Annotated in this window: 20 protein-coding genes and 3 tRNA genes; 3 read left to right on the top strand and 20 right to left on the bottom strand. The window is 43.0% G+C overall.

Going from position 1 to position 21687, the window contains the following annotated elements; all coding sequences use genetic code 11:
- Window positions 1-43 precede the first annotated feature (43 nt).
- The 16 genes from rplI to tsaE form a co-directional block, all read right to left on the bottom strand.
- A complete protein-coding gene (gene rplI, locus ACPEH5_RS15045; protein ID WP_042845797.1) occupies window positions 44-493 on the bottom strand; it encodes a 50S ribosomal protein L9 in 450 nt (149 codons plus the stop codon).
- A gap of 37 nt (window positions 494-530) precedes the next feature.
- Window positions 531-758, bottom strand: a complete 228-nt coding sequence (rpsR, locus tag ACPEH5_RS15050) for a 30S ribosomal protein S18 (RefSeq protein ID WP_000135199.1) — start codon at window positions 756-758, stop codon at window positions 531-533.
- 4 nt (window positions 759-762) lie between these two features.
- Window positions 763-1080, bottom strand: a complete 318-nt coding sequence (gene priB / locus ACPEH5_RS15055; protein WP_042845802.1) for a primosomal replication protein N — start codon at window positions 1078-1080, stop codon at window positions 763-765.
- A gap of 8 nt (window positions 1081-1088) precedes the next feature.
- Entirely contained in the window at window positions 1089-1484 is a 396-nt protein-coding gene (gene rpsF / locus ACPEH5_RS15060; protein ID WP_042845804.1) for a 30S ribosomal protein S6, read from the bottom strand.
- A gap of 156 nt (window positions 1485-1640) precedes the next feature.
- Window positions 1641-2387 carry a 23S rRNA (guanosine(2251)-2'-O)-methyltransferase RlmB gene (gene rlmB, locus ACPEH5_RS15065; protein ID WP_071548703.1) on the bottom strand — a complete coding sequence of 249 codons (747 nt, stop codon included), beginning with the start codon at window positions 2385-2387 and terminating at the stop codon, window positions 1641-1643.
- 86 nt (window positions 2388-2473) lie between these two features.
- Window positions 2474-4942, bottom strand: coding sequence for a ribonuclease R (rnr, locus tag ACPEH5_RS15070; RefSeq protein WP_042845806.1), 2469 nt, complete (start codon window positions 4940-4942; stop codon window positions 2474-2476).
- A gap of 42 nt (window positions 4943-4984) precedes the next feature.
- Window positions 4985-5407, bottom strand: a complete 423-nt coding sequence (gene nsrR, locus ACPEH5_RS15075) for a nitric oxide-sensing transcriptional repressor NsrR (RefSeq protein ID WP_004907407.1) — start codon at window positions 5405-5407, stop codon at window positions 4985-4987.
- Between the two features lie 366 nt (window positions 5408-5773).
- On the bottom strand, window positions 5774-7075 hold the full coding sequence (locus ACPEH5_RS15080; RefSeq protein WP_042845810.1) for an adenylosuccinate synthase: 1302 nt from the start codon (window positions 7073-7075) through the stop codon (window positions 5774-5776).
- 280 nt (window positions 7076-7355) lie between these two features.
- Window positions 7356-8357: a protease modulator HflC gene (hflC, locus tag ACPEH5_RS15085; protein ID WP_042845811.1), complete on the bottom strand. Its 1002-nt coding sequence runs from the start codon at window positions 8355-8357 to the stop codon at window positions 7356-7358.
- A gap of 2 nt (window positions 8358-8359) precedes the next feature.
- Complete coding sequence (gene hflK / locus ACPEH5_RS15090; protein WP_042845813.1) at window positions 8360-9562, bottom strand: FtsH protease activity modulator HflK; 1203 nt, start codon at window positions 9560-9562, stop codon at window positions 8360-8362.
- 84 nt (window positions 9563-9646) lie between these two features.
- Window positions 9647-10927, bottom strand: coding sequence for a ribosome rescue GTPase HflX (hflX, locus tag ACPEH5_RS15095; protein ID WP_042845815.1), 1281 nt, complete (start codon window positions 10925-10927; stop codon window positions 9647-9649).
- Window positions 10928-11019: 92 nt separating this feature from the next.
- Window positions 11020-11319 carry an RNA chaperone Hfq gene (gene hfq, locus ACPEH5_RS15100; protein ID WP_042845817.1) on the bottom strand — a complete coding sequence of 100 codons (300 nt, stop codon included), beginning with the start codon at window positions 11317-11319 and terminating at the stop codon, window positions 11020-11022.
- A gap of 106 nt (window positions 11320-11425) precedes the next feature.
- A complete protein-coding gene (gene miaA / locus ACPEH5_RS15105; RefSeq protein WP_042845818.1) occupies window positions 11426-12367 on the bottom strand; it encodes a tRNA (adenosine(37)-N6)-dimethylallyltransferase MiaA in 942 nt (313 codons plus the stop codon).
- Window positions 12360-14312: a DNA mismatch repair endonuclease MutL gene (mutL, locus tag ACPEH5_RS15110; RefSeq protein WP_131680925.1), complete on the bottom strand. Its 1953-nt coding sequence runs from the start codon at window positions 14310-14312 to the stop codon at window positions 12360-12362. Before mutL ends, miaA begins: the two co-directional genes overlap by 8 nt.
- Window positions 14313-14325: 13 nt before the next feature.
- Complete coding sequence (gene amiB / locus ACPEH5_RS15115) at window positions 14326-15612, bottom strand: N-acetylmuramoyl-L-alanine amidase AmiB (protein WP_042845820.1); 1287 nt, start codon at window positions 15610-15612, stop codon at window positions 14326-14328.
- A 14-nt stretch (window positions 15613-15626) separates the two neighbouring features.
- Window positions 15627-16091 carry a tRNA (adenosine(37)-N6)-threonylcarbamoyltransferase complex ATPase subunit type 1 TsaE gene (gene tsaE / locus ACPEH5_RS15120; RefSeq protein WP_042845821.1) on the bottom strand — a complete coding sequence of 155 codons (465 nt, stop codon included), beginning with the start codon at window positions 16089-16091 and terminating at the stop codon, window positions 15627-15629.
- Between the two features lie 293 nt (window positions 16092-16384).
- On the opposite strand from tsaE, the gene queG reads away from it, so the two are divergent.
- Window positions 16385-17566: a tRNA epoxyqueuosine(34) reductase QueG gene (gene queG, locus ACPEH5_RS15125; RefSeq protein ID WP_042845822.1), complete on the top strand. Its 1182-nt coding sequence runs from the start codon at window positions 16385-16387 to the stop codon at window positions 17564-17566.
- 685 nt (window positions 17567-18251) lie between these two features.
- Here the strand turns inward: queG and ACPEH5_RS15130 are convergent.
- From ACPEH5_RS15130 to orn, 4 genes are all read right to left on the bottom strand, one after another.
- Window positions 18252-18327 (bottom strand) — tRNA-Gly (locus ACPEH5_RS15130).
- Between the two features lie 40 nt (window positions 18328-18367).
- A tRNA-Gly gene (locus ACPEH5_RS15135) sits at window positions 18368-18443 on the bottom strand.
- Between the two features lie 40 nt (window positions 18444-18483).
- Window positions 18484-18559 (bottom strand) — tRNA-Gly (locus ACPEH5_RS15140).
- A gap of 262 nt (window positions 18560-18821) precedes the next feature.
- Entirely contained in the window at window positions 18822-19367 is a 546-nt protein-coding gene (orn, locus tag ACPEH5_RS15145; protein ID WP_042845823.1) for an oligoribonuclease, read from the bottom strand.
- Window positions 19368-19512: 145 nt separating this feature from the next.
- Here orn and rsgA point away from each other — a divergent pair, with 145 nt between their 5' ends.
- Together rsgA and asd are read left to right on the top strand one after the other, a co-directional pair.
- On the top strand, window positions 19513-20565 hold the full coding sequence (gene rsgA, locus ACPEH5_RS15150; protein ID WP_042845824.1) for a small ribosomal subunit biogenesis GTPase RsgA: 1053 nt from the start codon (window positions 19513-19515) through the stop codon (window positions 20563-20565).
- A gap of 198 nt (window positions 20566-20763) precedes the next feature.
- Entirely contained in the window at window positions 20764-21663 is a 900-nt protein-coding gene (gene asd / locus ACPEH5_RS15155) for an archaetidylserine decarboxylase (protein ID WP_129466646.1), read from the top strand.
- Window positions 21664-21687: the final 24 nt, after the last annotated feature.

Genomic DNA, 21687 nt, shown 5'->3' on the forward strand with positions numbered 1-21687 from the left:
ATTGCACCACTGATAAATCAACAGTGCATACCATCATTTTTGATTACTCAGCAACGATGATAACGTTCAGCTCTGCGAAAACATCGCTGTGTAACTGGAAGTGAACTTCGTGGTCACCAGTAGTACGCAGAACGCCGTTTGGTAGGCGAACTTCGCTTTTCGCGATTGCAACGCCAGCTGCAGTAACTGCATCAGCGATATCACGAGTACCGATTGAACCGAACAGTTTACCTTCGTCACCAGCTTTAGAAGCTAAAGTTACAGAACCCAGCGCAGTAACTGCTGCTGCACGAGCCTGTGCTGCTGCTAGAACGTCAGCTAATTTAGCTTCCAGTTCAGCGCGGCGAGCTTCGAAGAATTCGATGTTTTTCTTAGTTGCAGGAACAGCTTTGCCCTGTGGAACTAAGAAGTTACGAGCATAGCCCGATTTAACGTTAACCTGATCACCTAGGCTACCTAGGTTAGCTACTTTATCAAGCAGAATAACTTGCATTACCTTATCCTCTTAAGTCGTTAATGGACTGTACCAATTACTGATGACGATCAGTATATGGTAACAGAGACAGGTAGCGAGCGCGCTTGATAGCACGAGCGAGCTGACGCTGATATTTTGCACGAGTACCGGTAATACGGCTTGGTACAATTTTACCACTTTCAGTGATGTAGTTTTTCAGCGTTGCGATATCTTTATAGTCGATCTCTTGAACGCCTTCCGCTGTGAAACGGCAGAACTTGCGACGACGGAAATAACGTGCCATATGGCTAGTCTCCAGAATCTATCAAATCAATCTGCTCGGCATGGAGGACTATCTTGCTAATTCCATTGCGCCCTTGATGAGTGCTAATGAAACCGCTTACTGTAATCCAACTGCCGACCGTTATACTGTGAGTATGGGCTTGTAAGGTTTGTCCGCTGGCGATAATGGGCATTCTGCACCATGCTTGCCTTGACAACCCCGCTTCCTGTTGCTTCGAACGATGTTCTAAAACAAACTGGCAGTGAGGAATGCCTGACGGACTCACTTTTCGAATCAATGCTTTACAGACTATGCCTGTGAGCACTAAACGATTGGTGGTCACCTGCGCAATTACTCTTCAGAATCCCCAGCTTCTTCAGCTTCTTCTTCCTGATATTCATCAGATAGGTCACGGCCACGACGTTCGTCTTTAGCTTTAACCATTGGAGAAGCTTCTGTTACTGCGTGTTTTAAGCGCATAACCATGCTGCGGATAACGGCATCGTTGAAGCGGAAGTTAGTTTCCAGCTCATCAATCGCTTCCTGTGGAGCTTCTACGTTCAGAAGAACATAGTGAGCTTTGTGCAGTTTGTTGATTGGGTAAGCCAGTTGACGACGGCCCCAGTCTTCCAGACGGTGGATCTGACCTTGTGCGTTAGTGATAACAGCACTGTAACGCTCGATCATGCCCGGAACCTGTTCGCTTTGGTCAGGATGGACCATAAAAACGATTTCGTAATGACGCATTAGTAGTTGCTCCTTACGGATTATTAGCCTCCTGTCTGGGTTAACCGCGGCCCGCGGAGGCAAGGAACTTATTGAGTGCGGCTAAAAAATTGACGCGTAACTATACCCATCCCTGAGATAAAACTCAAGTGATGGATGCAGTTATTACCATAATATTTATTTGCTAACACCCGCCAGACGTTGGCGAACGGCTTCAAACAAGCAAACCCCTGTTGCAACGGAGACATTCAGTGACGAAACTGAACCTGCCATCGGGATACTGATTAGCTCATCACAATGCTCCCGAGTTAAACGGCGCATACCTTCGCCCTCTGCTCCCATCACTAGAGCAATAGCCCCCGTTAGCTTGCTTTGATACAAGTTATGGTCAGTTTCTCCCGCTGTCCCCACAATCCAAACATTGTACTCTTGTAACAAGCGCAAGGTTCTTGCCAAATTTGTAACTCGGATAAGCGGTACATTTTCAGCCGCTCCACAAGCAACTTTTTTGGCTATTGCATTCAATTGAGCAGACTTATCTTTCGGAACAATAACTGCATGAACACCAGCCGCATCCGCACTACGTAAACAAGCCCCTAAGTTATGAGGGTCTGTCACGCCATCGAGTACCAATAAGAATGGCGACTCAGTATTGTCGAGTAAGTCGGGCAAGTCACCTTCTTGATACTGCTTACCCGGCAACACTTTCGCAATAATACCTTGGTGAACCGCCCCTTCAGTTTTCCCATCCATCCACTGACGATTGGCAACTTGAACGACAACACCTAAGGCTTCGATTTCACGCACGAGTGGCATTAATCGACGGTCTTCGCGGCCTTTCAGAATATACACTTCTTTAATGCGTTGCGGTGAACGCTCAAGTAAGGCTTTCACAGAGTGAATGCCATAAATCATTTCGCTCATAAATTTCTTATGTATTGATAAAAATGTAAAAGTGGCGCGTTTACGCCACTTTCGTTAATTAACAAAGTATTACAGCTAAGAAAGACCTATCCATCTTGTTTTGGTATTTTCTTTGCAACACGTTTTGCTTTTAATTTAGCCGTAATTTTCTTGGTTTTATCGGAAGGTTTTTTACTCTTTCCTTTACCTTTCACATCTGGCTTAGCATCACCTTTTTTGGCTTTTTTCTCAGAACGACGGAATGCAGAATCAGGCTCGAAGTTTTTCTCTTTGCTTGCATCCCCTTTTTTACGGGTTGAACGCGTCGCATTTTTGACATCTTTCTTCATTCTGTCCCGAGTCGTTTTACCAGGGTTTTTAGCCTTGCGAGTTGTTGAAATCAAAGCAAAATCAATTGTACGCTCATCCATGTGCACGGCTTCAACACGGATTTCCACTTCATCACCAAGACGATAGGTCGTACCCGATGACTCACCAATTAAACGTTGACCAATAGCATCGTAACGATAGTAATCGTTATCCAAGGTAGAAATATGCACTAAGCCATCAATAAATAAATCATTCAGACGAACAAAGAAACCAAAACCGGTCACACTGGTAATTAACCCTGTGAAAACTTGACCAACTTGATCCTGCATAAAGTCACATTTCAGCCAGTCTGCGACGTCACGAGTTGCTTCATCAGCACGGCGCTCAGTCATCGAACAATGCTCACCTAATTGTAGCATACTGTCCATATCAGAATGCCAGCCACCCGTTTCAGTCCAACGTTTATCCGAATGACCGTGCTCTTTAGCCAGCAAATACTTGATACCACGGTGTAATGTTAAATCTGGGTATCGGCGTATTGGCGACGTAAAGTGGGCGTACGATTTTAAACCTAAACCAAAGTGACCGCGATTTTCTGGGTCATAAATAGCTTGTTTCATTGAACGCAGGATCATAGTTTGCAGCAATTCATGATCAGGGCGCTCTGCCACTTCATTCATGACCTGAGCATAGTCTTTTGGCTCAGGTTTCATTCCGCCGGGTAAAGTTAAACCTAATTCACTGAAAACAGAGCGTAAATTCATCACGCTCTCTTCTTTCGGGCGATCATGCACGCGATATAACGCGGGCTCTTCGTTTTTCTCAACAAACCGAGCTGCCGCAATATTAGCTAAAATCATGCACTCTTCAATCAATTTGTGTGCATCATTACGCTCAACCGGCTCGATACTTTCAATGCGGCGTTCAGCATTAAAAATAAATTTCGCTTCTTCAGATTCAAAAGAAATCGCACCACGCTCAATACGTGCGGAATCTAATGCTTTATATAGTTGATGCAAATGCTCAATATGTGGCACAAGTGCTTTATAGTGTTCACGTAGCTCTTCATCACCTTCTAAGATTTTCCATACTTTTGTATAAGTTAACCTTGCATGAGAGCTCATAACAGCTTCATAAAATTTGTATGAAGACAGTTTTCCTGATGCAGACACCGTCATTTCGCACACCATACACAAGCGGTCAACACCTGGGTTTAATGAGCACAGACCATTTGATAGCACCTCAGGCAGCATAGGGACTACTTGAGATGGGAAGTATACCGAATTACCGCGGCTACGCGCTTCGGTGTCTAGAGCTGTCTGCGGACGAACATAGTAACTAACATCCGCAATTGCGACCCATAAGCGCCAACCTCCGCCTTTCTTCGGTGCACAATAAACGGCATCATCAAAGTCGCGGGCATCTTCACCATCAATTGTCACTAAAGGTAAGTCGCGTAAATCAACGCGCCCTTTTTTGGCTGACTCAGGGACATGCTCACTGAGGTCAGCAACTTGTTTTTCAACTTGAGGTGGCCAAGAATGTGGAATTTCATGGGTGCGTAATGCGATTTCAACCGCCATTCCGGTTCCCATCGTTTCACCCAGTACTTCAATAATATTACCGACAGCTTGAGAACGGCGTTGTGGACGAGTGACTAACTCAACAACTACAACATTCCCCATACGAGCGCCATTAATTTTGTCTTTAGGGACCAAAATATCAAAGCTAAGGCGGCTATCATCAGGTACAACAAACCCCATGCCTGACTCAATAAAATAACGGCCAACAATTTGGTTATTACGGGGTTCTAACACGCGGACAACACGGACTTCCGTGCGCCCTTTGCGATCTTGCCCATAAGGTTGAGCCAAAATGATATCGCCATGCAAAGCGCGTTTCATTTCATCTTGAGACAAATAATAGTCTTCTTTTTTACCATCAACGCGTAAGAAGCCATAACCATCACGGTGGCCGATTACCTTTCCTTTTAATAAATCTAGGCGTTCTGGCAACGCATAGCACTGGCGGCGTGTAAAGACCAGTTGACCATCACGCTCCATCGCTCTTAACCGGCGACGTAAAGCTTCTAGTTCATCTTCAGTTGATAAGTTCAATAATTGTGCGATTTCTTCGCGTTTGGCAGGAGCTGTACGTTTAGAGATAAGGTCAAGAATATATTCTCGACTTGGAATTGGTGACTCGTATTTTTCTGCTTCTCTTTCCTGAAAAGGATCTTGTGACATCGTTACCTCCGTTGTCATCAGAATTCATAACTACTGCGAATATTAATCAAGCAGTAATTGATAGAGCGGGCTGTTATCTTTTACCATGTCCGCCAGCGTATATTGATCAAGTTCTTGTAAAAACTGCTGTATTGCTTGGTGTAATACACCTTTCAAACGACACGCAGGTGTTATGTGGCAAAATTCACCACTACAATTAACAAGTGTTAGGGGTTCTAATGCCCTAACCACATCCCCTATACGAATAGATTCAGCTGGTTGCCCAAGTGTAATCCCGCCATTTTTACCTCGGGTGGCTTTTATATAACCTAGGTGACTGAGTTGATTAATAATTTTCACCATATGGTTACGAGATACACCATAAACTTCGGTGACCTCTGTAATACTGGTCATCTTCCCCTCACCGAGAGAAGCCAGATAAATCAGAGCTCGTAATCCATAGTCTGTAAAACTCGTTAGTTGCACAATCACCTCAAAATTTTGGCTTTAACGCATTTGGCCACAAAGCGATTAGTCTAAAAAAGCTTTTGGCTTAAAAAATGTGACTTAGCTTAAAATGCATATTTTCTATTTTACTCCCAGAAACGTTACTTTCTGCATAAAATAGAGCACGTAAGTAAATTATATAGACTTAAATACAGTTTAGCGTATTACCCAAATCAAATATGCACTTAATTGCACAAAATACATACAGAAGATTCAATTTTATCAATCATTATGCGGATATTATGTGAAATTTGGAATGCTTTATCAAAGAAGATACATCACAAGGCAGGAAATGTGGATAAGGCAGTAAAAAAACAGCGCCTGTATTAGGCGCTGTCAGTGTTATTACTCAACGTCAAATGGGTCACGTAAGATCATTGTTTCTGAACGATCTGGACCGGTTGAAATAATATCAACTGGAATACCGGTTAAGTCTTCAACACGTTTAATGTAATTCAAAGCAGCTTGTGGCAGTAATTCTCTTTGTTTCACACCAAAAGTTGTTTCTTTCCAACCCGGCATTGATTCATAAACTGGCTCTAAACCATCCCACTCGTCTGCCGCCAAAGGCGTAGTTTCAAGTATTTGGCCATCTGGACGACGGTAACCGACACAAAGTTTAACTTCTTCTAAACCGTCTAACACGTCCAGTTTAGTCATGCAGAAGCCTGACAATGAGTTGATCTGTACCGCACGGTTAATAGCAACGATATCTAACCAACCTGTACGACGTTTACGACCTGTAGTCGCACCAAATTCTTGGCCTTTCTCACGCAGGAAGTCACCCACTTCATCAAATAGTTCAGTTGGGAATGGACCAGCACCAACACGTGTAGAGTAAGCTTTAATGATACCCAGTACGTAGTTAACATAGCGCGGACCTAAGCCTGAACCTGTCGCAACACCACCAGCCGTTGTATTTGAAGACGTCACATAAGGGTAAGTACCGTGGTCGATATCCAGTAATGTACCTTGCGCACCTTCAAACATCACTAATTCATTCTTCTGATTGGCTTTATAGAGCAGATCAGAAACATCAATTACCATGCCAGTCAAGATGTCAGCAACAGCCATAATATCATCTAACGTTTTCTGGTAATCAACAGCAGGTTCTTTATAGTAATGAACCAGTTGGAAATTATGATATTCAACGATTTCTTTTAATTTTTCTGCAAACGTTGCTTTATCAAACAAATCACCAACACGTAAACCGCGACGTGCAACTTTATCTTCATAAGCAGGACCAATACCACGACCCGTTGTACCGATCGCTTTAGAACCGCGTGCTTTTTCGCGCGCATTATCTAATGCAATATGATAAGGCAGGATCAGTGGGCAGGCTTCAGAAAGACGTAAGCGTTCTCGAACAGGAACACCGCGGTCTTCCAATTCTTTCATTTCTTTCATTAATGCATCTGGCGCTAGAACTACACCATTAGCAATAATACTGATGACATTTTCACGAAGAATACCGGATGGAATTAAGTGGAGAACGGTTTTTTCACCGTTTACAACAAGAGTATGGCCAGCATTATGGCCGCCCTGATAGCGAACTACATATTTAGCACGCTCTGTCAGCAAGTCAACGATCTTGCCCTTCCCTTCGTCACCCCATTGGGTGCCCAGTACGACAACGTTCTTACCCATTTTGAAATACACTCGGTTGCTTAAAAATGAATTCTACCATCAAAAATGAACTGTTCCAGTGATATTTTGGCATTACAAAAATTTTTTTCTGGAAAGCAAGTAAAATGGTATTTTTATTTCTGCCGTAAACTCAAAGTGAATATCATCAGTTGAGCAGCTTAAATTTTCCCTGAAAAATCCTACACTTAAAACGACAGGCGAAAAAAAGCCCACCGAAGCGGGCTTTTCTTTAATAGCTTAACAGTTATTTTGCTAGGTTGCACGCAACTTAGCTTATTTATTAATCTGTCGCGCGAAGCTTAGTAGGTGCTTTCATAAAGCGGAAGAAATCGGTATCAGGACTCATTACCATCACGTCTTCACCACTCTTGAAGCTTTGCTCATAAGCACGCAAGCTACGAATAAATGCATAGAACTCTGGGTCTTGGTTGAATGCATCAGCAAACAGTTTCGTTGCCATTGCATCGCCTTCACCTCGATAAGTCAGAGCAGTACGTTCAGCTTCTGCTAGGGTTTCAGTTACAGTTTTATCTGCAACTGCACGAATTTTAGTCGCTTCTTCCTGGCCTTGTGAACGATGCTGACGAGCTACCGCTTCACGCTCTGCACGCATACGAGCATAGATAGCTTCAGAAACTTCATTTGGCAGTTCAATACGTTTAATACGTACGTCAACGACTTCAATACCTAATGCAGCCATACTATTTGCATTAACAACCAGTGGCTTCAGGTTAGTTTCTTCTTCTACACGTTTTGCTGCATCAGCAATCGCTGCATCCGCATCTTTCGTTGCTTCGTCTGTAGCAGAACCTTTATTCAGTGCATCACGGACATCAATAGTTAAACGACCACGAGAGTCTGTAATGATATCTTTAACGCTTAAACGACCAAACTCAGAACGTAAACGGTCACTAAACTTACGTTTTAATAGTGTTTCTGCTTGATATGGGTTACCGCCACCCGTCGCTACATAGTAACGGCTGAAATCAGTAACGCGCCATTTCAGGTATGAATCCACCATTAAATCTTTGTTTTCACTCGTCAAATAACGGTCAGCTTGAATTTCCAGCGTCTGAATACGTGCGTCTAACATTTTAACCGTTTCAATAAATGGCACTTTAAAATGTAGACCCGGCTCATAAATGATCGGCTTGTTTTCAGAGTCACGCAGAACCTTACCAAAACGCAAAACAATACCGCGATCCGTTTGAGGCACAATAAAGATAGATGCGTATGCAACTGCCAAAATGGCAATAACGATAACAATTAGCGATTTACGCATGATTATTGTCTCCCTACTCTAACTGCATCACCACGGACAGCGTTATTTGGCTGCGTAGAAGTTGCGCCTGAAGATGACGAATTATTACTTGGTGTCGTCATTCTTGCTGATGGAGCCACTTTTGGTGCTTGTGCTGCATTACCATTACGCATAATTTGATCAAGCGGCAGAACTAGCATGCTGTTGCTCTTATCATTCGCGATGATTTTACGTGTATTGCTCAGAACTCGTTCCATCGTATCAATATAGAGACGCTCACGAGTTATCTCTGGCGCAGCACGATATTCAGGTAACATTTTGGCAAAGCTTGCCACCTCACCCTCTGCTTTGAAGACCACACTCGCTTTATAAGCTTCTGCTTCTTCAATCAGCTTTTGAGCATTACCTTTTGCCAATGGAAGAACTTCATTTCGATAAGCATGAGCTTCACGAATTGTTTTTTGTTCTTCTTCCCTTGCTGCAATTACGTCATCAAAGGCTGCTTTAACATCCTCTGGTGGACGCGCGGCTTGGAAGTTGACATCGAGTAATGTGATACCCATTTTGTATGGTGCGATTGTTGCTTCGAGCTCTTTTTGTGTGACATCACGGATAAAAGCACGATTCGTAGTCAGTACTTGCTCCATCGCAGACTGACCAATAACACCACGCACTGCGCTATCTAACGCCTGACGTAAACTGTTGTCTGGGTTCGTTACACTAAATAAATATTGTGCTGGGTCGGTAACACGATACTGAACGTTCATTTCAACGCGGATCACGTTTTCATCTGATGTTAACATCATGCCATTTGTAGCTTGTTCACGAACAGTTTCTACGTTAACAGGTATAACCCTATCAATAAACGTAGGTTTCCAGTTCAAACCAGGCCCAACAATGCCACTATATTCACCAAAACGTAAAACTACACCACGGTCACTTTCTTTAATGGTGTAGAAACCTGAGCCGGCCCATACAACAACGATGGCAGCAAGAGCTAACATACCTAAACGGCCACTAATTGGTGATGATTGTTTGTTATCACCATCACCGCCACCGCTGCCTTTATTTCCACCAAGCTTACTGCCTAGTTTACGAAAGAGATCGTCGAGATCATAAGCCCCACGTTTCCGACCACCTTTGTTCCCGCCAGAGTTGCCGCCTTTATTGCCGCTTCCCCACGGATCGCGGTCTTGTCCGTCATTACCGGGCTGATTCCACGCCATGTTTTAGCTCCATTCTTTATGATTGATTTTCAGGGCTAAGAGCGATAGGGCTCTTAATATCAATTCCATTGCCTAACTATACAATTATATAACGTAGTCAGGTAATTGCTGCTCTTGTTTGCATAGACGTCGCCAATCCACCATTGGCATACGCACCTCAAGGCCGATTGAGCCGTCCTCTTCCAACCACTCACGTTCGATAGATTGGAGTTGATAAAAACGGCTTCGCAAACGACCTTCATTAGGTGGTAAACGCAATTCAACATGTGCGATCTCACCTGAAAGACGTTCCGTCAATGCTTGTAACAGCAACGGGATACCATCACCCGTTTGTGCTGAGACCCAGACACGAACAGGTTTGTTATCCTCATCTCTGTCGATACGCGGGATAAAATCTTCCAGCATATCCACTTTGTTCATCACTAAAAGTACGGGTATTTCATCCGCTTCTATTTCTTCCAACACGCTTTCAACCGCATGGATATTTTCATCCAAACGATTATCTGCTGCATCGATAACGTGCAGCAATAACGTTGCTTCACGTGTTTCTTGCAGGGTTGCTTTAAATGCCGCAACCAAATCATGTGGTAAATGACGGATAAAACCCACAGTATCTGCAAGAACCACGGCGCCAACATCTTCTACATCAATACGGCGAAGCGTTGGGTCAAGTGTTGCAAATAGCTGATCAGCAGCATAAACATCCGCGGCCGTCATACGGTTAAACAGGCTGGATTTACCTGCGTTGGTATAACCCACAAGGGATATAGTTGGAATATCCGCCTTGCTTCTCGCTTGACGCCCTTGTTCACGCTGTTTTTCCACCCGGCTAAGACGAGATAAAATTTGTTTGATTTTGTCCCGTAATAACCGCCGGTCTGTCTCAAGTTGAGTTTCACCGGGACCACGTAAGCCAATCCCGCCTTTTTGTCGCTCAAGATGCGTCCATCCTCTCACTAAACGAGTCGATAAATGCCGTAATTGAGCCAATTCAACTTGAAGCTTACCTTCGTGCGTGCGTGCGCGTTGAGCAAAAATATCTAAAATTACCCCTGTACGGTCAACCACCTTACATTGGCAAATCCTTTCGAGATTACGTTCTTGAGCAGGGCTTAGAGTATGATTAAACAACACCACATCTGCACCACTTTCCTCAACGGCTTGGGCTATTTCTTCTGCTTTTCCTTCACCAACAAAAAACTTTGGATGAGGAGCTTTACGACTGCCCGTAACTATTTGTACTGGCTTTACCCCAGCAGATGTCACAAGTGACTCGAATTCTGCCAGATTATCAACGTCTTTTTCTTGAGAAAAAAAGACATGGACTAATACCGCTAGTTCACCGCCTTCATACCTATCAAACAAGGTGTAACCTCTTAGGCTAAACAATAATTGCAAAGGAAAAACATAGGTATAGTCTCCCTACCCATGCTTTCCTTGTCTTTTAGCGTACAAACTTACTCAGTTACTTCGCCATCTTGCGCTGCCGGAGCACCTGAATGGTAATTACCATTACCAGTACCAGTGCTGCCACCAGTACCGCTATGGTGGGAGACAGGGCGAGCAGGGACAACAGTAGAGATAGCGTGTTTATAAACCATCTGACTAACTGTGTTTTTTAATAAAATGACAAATTGGTCAAAAGATTCAATTTGCCCCTGCAATTTGATGCCATTAACGAGATAAATAGAGACCGGAACCCTTTCACGACGTAATGCGTTCAGGAACGGATCTTGCAAAGATTGCCCCTTAGCCATTCTATGTTTTCCTTATTTTGTTGTTTTTAAAAGAGAATCTTTAAGATTCCAAAATTAACTACTCAAAAATTGCGCTTAACGTTCTAATTGTACACAAACATCAGTCCTATGCACATACAACCTGCATAACTGTGTCAAGCGCTTGCTGAGGTTGTTCACTATCTAACCAGTGAATATTTTCCCAGCCTCTTAACCAGGTAATCTGGCGTTTTGCCAATTGGCGAGTTGCACAGACCCCCCGATAAATCATTTCATCATGGCTAATTTCGCCATCTAAGTATGACCACATTTGCCGGTACCCCACACAACGAATTGAAGGGAGATCGACATGTAAGTCACCTCGTTGATAAAGCGCTCGCACTTCATCTTCAAAGCCCGCGTTTATCATCTGATGAAAACGTTGTTCTATACGCTCATGTAAAATTTTACGATCTTGTGGCGCAATAGCAAACTGAAACACATTATAAGGCAATTCTTCACCGGCTGTTTGTGTCATTTCAGTCAAAGTTTGTCCCGAAATGAGATATACCTCTAAAGCACGGGATAATCTTTGTGGATCATTAGGGTGGATCCTTGCTGCCGCAACCGGGTCCACCTCAGCCAAACGACGGTGAATTTCATCCCACCCTTGTTTTTGTGCAATTTGTTCGATTTCTGAGCGGATAGCAGGATCTGCAGAAGGTAATGGTGAAAGCCCTTCCAACAATGCTTTGAAATACAGCATCGTACCGCCTACTAATAATGGGATTTTACCTTGTGCTGTAATTTCCCCCATTACATTTAATGCGTCACGGCGAAAGTCGGCAGCACTATACGGGAGAGCTGGATCGAGAATATCAATCAAACGGTGGGGAGCTTGGCTGAGTTCTTCTGCCGTTGGTTTTGCTGTACCAATATCCATTCCACGGTAAATTAATGCCGAATCGACACTAATTATTTCCACAGGCAGATGCTTGCGAAGTTCTATCGCTAAAGCGGTTTTACCTGAGGCCGTTGGACCCATTAAGAATATTGCATCAGGTTTTTTCTGAGTTACTAAATCACTCATTTGTTAGTGTAGCTACCACGGATTGTAAATTAATTAATTGTAATAATGTTGATGGAGGATTTCTCACCCACTGCGGACAAACCCGCTCAACATCAGCCAGCAACTGGACAGCCTGAGCTAAACTCCAGCTTTCATCTGGTTTCACCTGTGAAATCGCTTTAGCGAGCCATTGTGCGATATCTTCATCGGTTACGCTTTCTTTTGTCGATAAAAAACCGAGCAAGTCAGAAAAAAGCTGTGATAAATTTTGTGTTCTTAGTGGTAACGATACCGTATGAATTGTTACTTTTCCATGAAATATCGTGGCTTCGATACCAAATATTGTCAATTGTTCCTTGTACCGCTGTAAAACCTCTATTTCATCACTTTTAAGTGACAATTTTAGAGGGATTAACAATGGTTGAGGCTTTAAACCACCTTCCGCAGGTGACAATTGCGCAAGTTTCAATAAATAATTAGCTTCCGTTAAGGATAGCAGGATTAACCCTAATGAAGACTCAATTAATGCAAAGTTTTTTGCGTAAATTGTCAATACTTTGCCAAAAAGGTAGTCATCCGCATTTTTTGCTACAGATTGTGACGTAACTTGCGGGTTATCTATAGTTTGCCTTTCTGGAAATAGCGTTTTTTTATCTTCAGGGGCAACAGGGATCGACATTAAGCTTTGGTAAAGGCTACCTGCTTTTTTGTCGTAGGCCGGTGCGAGGTTTTTTGATTCTGTCTTTATGGCCCCTGAATATGTCGCTTTTGGCTGTGATAGCAAAGGCTCTGCAACTTGCTTTTCCCTGCTCTCCTTTCCGTACGACGGTTTCAGTGGCTCCCGAGCGTCATGTTCAGTTTCAGCAGGCTTCGTTGAAGAAGATACAGAAGAAAAATAATTATCCCCTGCTGAGGTACGGTTTTCAAATTCTGCATTTGCAGGTTCAATACCAGGCAATTCACCAATTGATGCTGCTTCTAGTAGTACAGTACGAACAGCCTGATAAATAAAATCATGGACTAAGCGAGCCTGATGGAAACGTACTTCATGTTTTGCCGGATGCACATTAACATCAACCTGTTTCGGGTCAATGGTCAAATAAAGGACATAGGCAGGCTGCTGGTTTTCTTCTAAGTGCCCTTCATAAGCTTGACGTATTGCATGATTAATCAGCCGGTCACGCATCATTCTGCCGTTCACATAACAATATTGTGCTTCACTAACTGGCATATTCGATGGTGAAACCACCCAGCCTTTAATAGCAAGGTCACTATGTTCCCAAGATAAGCTCAATGCGCCTTGCATAAAAGCGGTACCACAGATGGTACCAAGCCGCCTTTCTTGTTGAGTTTCATCATGGGCAGCACGATATTGCTTCACCAATTTGCCATTGTGCGTCAGGTTAATAGCAACATCAGGGCGAGATAACGCAATACGACGAACAATTTCATCGATATGGCCAAATTCCGTTTTTTCTGTACGCATAAATTTGCGCCGTGCTGGCGTGTTATAGAATAAATCTAACACCTCAACGGTTGTGCCATTTGGGTGGGCCGCGGGCTTAACTAACACTTCCATATCCCGACCTTCAGCGTAAGACTGCCATGCTTCTGTTTGATCTGCTGGTTTTGATGTTAAGGTCAAACGTGAAACCGAGCTAATACTAGCAAGAGCCTCCCCTCTGAACCCCATACTCATAATCGCTTCAAGGTCATCTAACGTTGCGATTTTACTGGTTGCATGACGTGCTAAAGCGAGGATCAGCTCATCTTTGCTAATCCCACAGCCATTATCACGGATGCGGATCAGTTTCTCTCCCCCACGTTCAATATCGATATCAACCCGTGTAGCCCCAGCATCAAGGCTATTCTCAACAAGCTCTTTCACTACTGAGGCAGGCCTTTCAACCACTTCACCTGCGGCAATTTGGTTTGCGAGTTGAGGAGAGAGAATGTGTATTGCCATGACCCAAAACCCCTTAGCGTGGTGCCGCTTGTATTGGATTCGCAAGGAAATATTGGCGTAACCCTAAATGAATAGCTTCAGCAACTTTGTCTTGATATTCATTGGATTTCAACAATTGCTCTTCAGCTGTATTACTGATAAACCCTGTCTCAACTAAAATTGATGGAATGTCAGGGGAGCGAAGTACACCAAGGCTTGCATGTTCTGGTGTTTTTTTATGAATATTGCCAACTTTCCGTAGTTGTTCGATAACTTTAACCGCAACATCATAACCAACTCGTTGGGAATGACCAAATTGCAGGTCTAAAACCGCTTGGCTTAAGTAAGGATCAGCACCACTAAGCGCATCACCTGCCCCACCTAATAGTTCCGATTGTTTCTCACGTTGCTCTAACCAGCTACCTAATTCACTGTTTGCACGCCGGTTAGATAATACCCATACAGAAGCCCCACGAGCACGGCTATTCGGCGCAGAATCGGCATGTATAGACACTAACATGTTAGCGCTTTTTTTACGTGCAACCTCAGAGCGACCGCTGACTGAAATAAAGTAGTCGCCATCACGCGTCATCGCGGGCTTGAACATTGGGTCCGCCTCAAGGCGCTGATATAACTTGCGTGCAACACTGAGCGTAACATCTTTCTCTCTGTAACCATTTTTACCAATTGCCCCGGGGTCCTTTCCTCCGTGCCCTGCATCAATCGCAATTACAACTTGTTTAGAGCCTTTTGGCAGTTGCTTATTATTTACGGGAACAGGTGTTGCAACAGGGGCTGGCTTATTCATTTTTAATGGTTTATCCGACGCACTATTTGCCACTGGAGCCGCTGCACTACTCGTCCGATTTAGTGATGCCGAATTTGCTGAATTACCGGTATAAATGGTAAATATTAATTGGTATTGGCCAGAAACTTGCTTAAGTTGCACTTTAGTTTTTGCAGCCCGAGACAACTCCAAGACGACCCTTTTATGTTGATTATCTGACGGTTGGCTCGAGCGCACTAATTTAACTAAATCACCCGCGGGGACTTTAAGGGGGAGCCCAATGATCTCGCCCCGTTGTTTTAGATCAATAACAAGGCGCTCAGGCGAATGCAATGGAAAATACGAGTAATCAGGCTTACCATCGGTAAAGCTTAGGGTCACTTCTGCCTGTGATGGGCTATTACTGACTTGAATATTAGACAACGTCGCTGCCTGTGCTTTCGCAACAAACAACCACACTATCGATAACATAAACAGGAAGAAAACAGTAAAAAAACCCTTTTTTGTTATTTTATGTATTGATGCATTCAACATGAGCAATAGCTTCCTTAAAGTAGGGATAATGCTTCTAACAACGACTCCCCATTTGCAGACAAAGCAATAAAGTGAGCCTGACGCCCTTCACCTTGATAGGTTAGATGGAGCTCAAGATCCGCTTCAGGCAAAAAACCTTTACCTTGCTGCGGCCATTCAACCAAACAGATCGAATTTTCAGAAAAATAATCACGGATACCCATGAATTCAAGTTCTTCGGGATCGGCTAAGCGATAAAGGTCAAAGTGAAAAACCTGACGACCCGCTAATTCATATGGCTCAACCAATGTATAAGTTGGGCTTTTTACATGACCTTGATGACCAAGAGCCTGCAAGAAACCACGGCTGAAGGTTGTTTTCCCTGCCCCAAGATCTCCAAACAAGTGGATCACGGTATTTTGCTGGCAAGCTTTAGCGATAGTGCAACCTAGCGCAACAGTTTGCTCTTCGTTGGCAAGTTGTATTGTACGTTCTTTCATATTGTTCTTTGATTACGTCATTAGTGAACTATCTAGCCTGTTTAGGCCTAAGATCTTTTGCATTATTGTTCATCGCGCAATAATGGATAACAGATATAACAATTAATATCATTATTACTGCTTATCTTAACCCAAGCCGGGCCATTTTTCTTAATTAACATGACTTGAATGATGAGATCAGAAATATCCTATAATAGTTCTAAATTATTGAGGCATTTTTTTCCTGTATTTTGATGAAAAACACAGGACATGATAGAGTGCCTGCCGTTTTAACCTTTACCATAATAGGATCTATGGCGACATACCTCGATCTCAATCTTCTGGCCCAGAATATCAAACAATGGGGCATTGAAGCGGGCTTCCAACAGGTGGGGATCTGCGATACAGATCTATCTGAAGAAGAACCCAAGCTGCAAGCATGGTTAGACAAACAATACCATGGAGAAATGGAATGGATGAACCGCCACGGTATGATGCGTGCTAGACCTCATGAATTACACCCCGGCACATTACGCGTCATCAGTGTACGCATGAACTACCTTCCAGCCAAAGCCGCATTTGCCAGTACACTGAATAACCCAGAGCTAGGCTATATTAGCCGTTATGCTCTTGGCCGTGACTATCATAAGCTATTGAAAAAACGTTTAAAAGTACTTTCTGACCGTATTTTAGCCTATTGTCGCGAATTTGATGGGATGATGCTAGCAAATGGTATCCATGTTGACGACCTTAACTTTAGGCCTTTTGTCGATTCAGCACCTATCTTAGAGCGTCCCCTTGCCGTTAAAGCAGGCTTAGGCTGGACAGGGAAACATTCTCTCGTATTAAATCGTGAGGCAGGGTCTTGGTTTTTTCTAGGCGAGTTATTGATTAACTTACCAGTGCCTATTGATCAACCTATCGAAGAGGGTTGCGGGCGCTGTGTGGCTTGTATGACGACCTGCCCCACTGGCGCGATTGTCGAACCTTATACCGTAGATGCAAGGCGTTGCATTTCTTACCTTACTATCGAGTTAGATAGCGCTATTCCTGAAGAATTTAGGCCATTAATGGGAAATCGCATCTATGGTTGTGATGACTGCCAATTGATTTGCCCATGGAACCGTTTTTCACAGCTTACCGATGAAGAAGATTTCAGCCCGAGACGAGCGTTGCATACCCCTGAACTTCTTGAGCTTTTTTCATGGACAGAAGATAAATTTTTAACGTTGACAGAAGGATCGGCGATCCGCAGAATTGGTTATATCAAATGGTTACGCAATATTAGCGTAGCATTAGGTAATGCCCCCTACCAAGATAACATTGTACTTGCCTTACAAAACCGTTTAGGGATCAACGGGATGCTGGATGAACACTTCCACTGGGCAATCCAACAGCAGCTCAATCGACGCAACGAAAATCAAGTAACAATTCAAACTTCACAACAAAAGCGTCTTGTACGCGCCATTACTAAAGGTTTGCCTAGAGACGCCTAAAAAAAGCGCGGCTATATATTCAAAAAAAAGAATTGTCAAACAGATGTGAATAAAATAAAAAAAGGCTTAGCTACCAATAGGTAAAGAATTTGCAAGTCGTGCTCAACACATTTTAGAAAAATATATCCCACCACTAAAAATCAATGGGTTACGAAAGAGTAATTAACAAGTCATATCTTGATAATGTAAACAAAAACAACCTATCATCCTGTGGATAACTCTGTGCAATAAGTTATTTCAAACGACAATAATCGCCCATTAAGATTGGCGAGGCTGTGGATAACTTTTCAATGAGGTAATAAGAGAAAAAAACTGATTTTACGTTGATTAATCGATATAAAGTGACTAAAAGACCAAGTTACCATGAAAAAAGAGTAAAACCCGGTAAAAAATAATTTTTTGTCTAATAGGCTAACCTAACCACTTTTAAATAAAACACCAAATAGAACACCCTATTAGCAAGGGGTGGCTATTCTATGGCGACCGGATGATGAATGCAAGTAAAAATCGGAATAAGATCTGGAAAAGATCGTTTAAGCCGCGTCGATCCTAGCTTGTAGAAATTATATGTACCAAAAAGCAGTCGATCGTCAGAATTTATAACGATACGTGATTTCACTTAGATTTAAGTGTGAGTAAATAATACGAAAGAGTAATAAGAGAAAATAATACGATAAGAAAATATTGGAGCGGGAAACGAGACTCGAACTCGCGACCCCGACCTTGGCAAGGTCGTGCTCTACCAACTGAGCTATTCCCGCATTTGGTGGGTATTGCTATCACTAAAACACTAAGAAAGTTTGGAGCGGGAAACGAGACTCGAACTCGCGACCCCGACCTTGGCAAGGTCGTGCTCTACCAACTGAGCTATTCCCGCATCACGAAAATAGTGCTTTAGCTAAAACACCAAGAAAATTTGGAGCGGGAAACGAGACTCGAACTCGCGACCCCGACCTTGGCAAGGTCGTGCTCTACCAACTGAGCTATTCCCGCATCACCATTTCTAGGTATTCCACGTGCCGACTTAACTACAAAAACTTCATCGGTACGGGGAGCGCATTATACGAAAAATTCAGATTCTAGCAAGCCCCTAGACCCAAATTTTTAATTTTTTTATTCGTTTGCCGACAAAATAGTCACAATGGTGATTTTATCAACAAACGTTGTAAAAATCTGATTTCAATACATTAACATTGGTAACTTACTCAACAATAATACTTATACCAGCCTATTGACCGCAGATTTATAAACCTTTTCATCCTTTAATAAATGTCTCTCGATAATAAGCTAGCTCAGCGACTGATTCACGAATATCATCAAGGGCTTGGTGAGTATTTTTCTTAGTGAAACCCGCTAAAATCTCAGGCTTCCAACGGCGAGCAAGCTCTTTTAGCGTACTAACGTCAAGGTAACGATAGTGAAAATAGCGTTCTAATTCAGGCATATAGTTGAACAGAAAACGCCTATCTTGCCCAACACTATTGCCACAAATTGGGGATGCCCCCTGAGGAACCCATTTTTCTAAAAACTCAATAGTGGCTAACTCCGCTTCACGCTCACTCACTGTACTTTTACGTACGCGCTCAACTAACCCACTGTTGGTGTGAGTATTCACGTTCCATTCATCCATTAACGCAAGTTGCTCATCAGTCTGATGTACTGCAATTACGGGGCCTTCTGCTAAAATATTAAGATGACTATCTGTTACAATAGTGGCAATTTCAATAATGCGATCACGAACGGGGTCGAGACCAGTCATTTCTAAATCGATCCAAATTAAATTATTCTCATTCTTTTGCATGATATACCCTAACTGCATTCTATGAAGTTAAGGTATGATAGCACTGTTCATGCCTTAAGTGACAGGTATTGCCTTAGCAAGCTCTACTAACAACTTACTGTATAATTGATATTCTAAACGACTACCAATAGCGAAGAGAGGACAGGTGGCTAAACAGAAACTTTCCAAAGGCCAACAGCGCCGCGTTCAGGAAAATCATCAAAAAAGGCTTAAAAAGCAAAAAACAGTTGAGATTGATGATAGCCAATTAGGCGAAGCGCAAGAAGGCCTAGTCATCAGCCGGTTTGGGCAACATGCAGATATTGAGGCTCTCGACGGCACAATACAACGCTGCAACTTGCGTAGGACCATTTCATCTCTGGTGACTGGGGACAAAGTGGTATGGCGCCCTGCCTTAAACACACAAAGTGACATTAAAGTTAATGGTATCGTTGAAGCTGTGCATGACCGCCACTCAGTATTAACTCGTCCAGATTATTATGATGGTTTAAAGCCAATCGCTGCAAATATTGACCAAATCGTGGTGGTTTCAGCTATTTTACCTGAACTGTCTCTCAATATTATCGATCGCTATCTTGTGGCTTGTGAAACTATCGGAATTCAACCCATTATCGTGTTAAACAAAGTCGATTTACTCGATACAGAGAATCGCGAATGGGTAAGCGATTTAATGACTATTTATCGTGATATTGGCTACCAAGTTCTCGAGGTCTCTAGCCATACTAATGAAGGAATGGAAGCACTTACTAACATACTAGCAGGTAAAATGTCGGTATTTGTAGGGCAATCCGGTGTCGGTAAATCTAGTTTACTAAATACGTTACTTCCGCATAATGAAGAGGCGATTCTCGTTAATGACGTTTCAGACAACTCTGGGTTAGGCCAGCACACAACGACAACAGCGCGTTTGTATCATTTTCCGCTAGGTGGTGATGTGATTGACTCCCCCGGAGTTCGTGAATTTGGTTTGTGGCATTTAACCACGGAACAAGTGACGAAAGGATTTGTCGAATTTAAAGAATACCTTGGTGGTTGTAAATTCCGTGATTGCAAACATTTGGATGATCCTGGTTGCTTGCTGCGTGAAGCCGTAGATACAGGGAAAATTGCCGAATCACGCTTTGAAAACTACCATCGCATCTTAGAGAGTATGGAACAGGTCAAACCCCGCGGTAACTTTACAGCGAAAGACAAGTGAAGTTAGTGAGCGCTTACAATCTTGTTGTTTACGGCTCTAAATAGTTCTAAGTAGTGTTCGGCAGTAAAATTGGGTAACCCCAAAGACATGTATTTCCCTGTCACTTAGGTACCCCCTACTACCGTTTGAAATATGGCGAGTAAACTGTGTACAATAGCCGCCCTTTTGCTAACATACCTTTAAAAACCAGAGGTTAACGTGCTAGATAAATTTAAAATTCGCTTGCAATATATGCTTCCAAAACAATGCCTTACTGAATTCGCAGGCTGGTTTGCGAGCCGAAATGCAGGGTTTCTGACACAATGGGCAATTAAGCTGTTTGTAAAAGCCTATAAAGTGGATATGAATGAAGCCCAAAAAAGTGAATTGACCGCTTATTCTACCTTTAATGAGTTTTTTATCCGTCTGCTAAAAGAAGATGCACGCCCAATCGTTGAAAAAGATAATCAACTTGCCCAGCCCGCAGACGGTGCGGTGAGTCAACTTGGTTCAATTAATGATGGCATTATTTTTCAAGCAAAAGGCCACAATTACACCGTTGAAGCATTACTCGCTGGGCAATATCAATTAGCTGAGCATTTCCGCGGTGGCCAATTTATTACGACTTATCTATCGCCAAGTGATTACCATCGTGTCCACATGCCATGTGATGGTTTGCTCAAAGAAATGATTTATGTCCCTGGTGACCTATTTTCTGTGAACCCACTGACGGCACAAAACGTCCCGAATCTGTTTGCGCGTAATGAGCGCTTGATTTGCGTTTTTGACACTCCAGTTGGTTTAATGGTGCAAATTCTTGTTGGTGCAACCATCGTAGGTAGTATAGATACAGTCTGGAGCGGCTGTGTGAATGCGACTCGTGAAGGTGTAATCAAGCGTTGGGTTTACCCTGAATTAGGTTCTGAAGGTGCTATTTTCCTGAGAAAAGGCGAAGAAATGGGGCTTTTTAAACTTGGTTCAACGGTGGTTAACTTATTTGAAGCCAATAAAATCAGTTTTAACCCATCGCTGATCCCTGGTTATGCTACACGTATGGGTGAATTACTCGCTGAAACTGTAGCAGATCAAGTAGCAGAAGAACCAACTGAAGTTAAGTAAATCACTCATTCCTTAAAGGAGCTC

The sequence above is a fragment of the Providencia sp. NPDC089933 genome (assembly GCF_049545585.1).
Classification (GTDB): Bacteria; Pseudomonadota; Gammaproteobacteria; order Enterobacterales; family Enterobacteriaceae; genus Providencia; species Providencia huashanensis.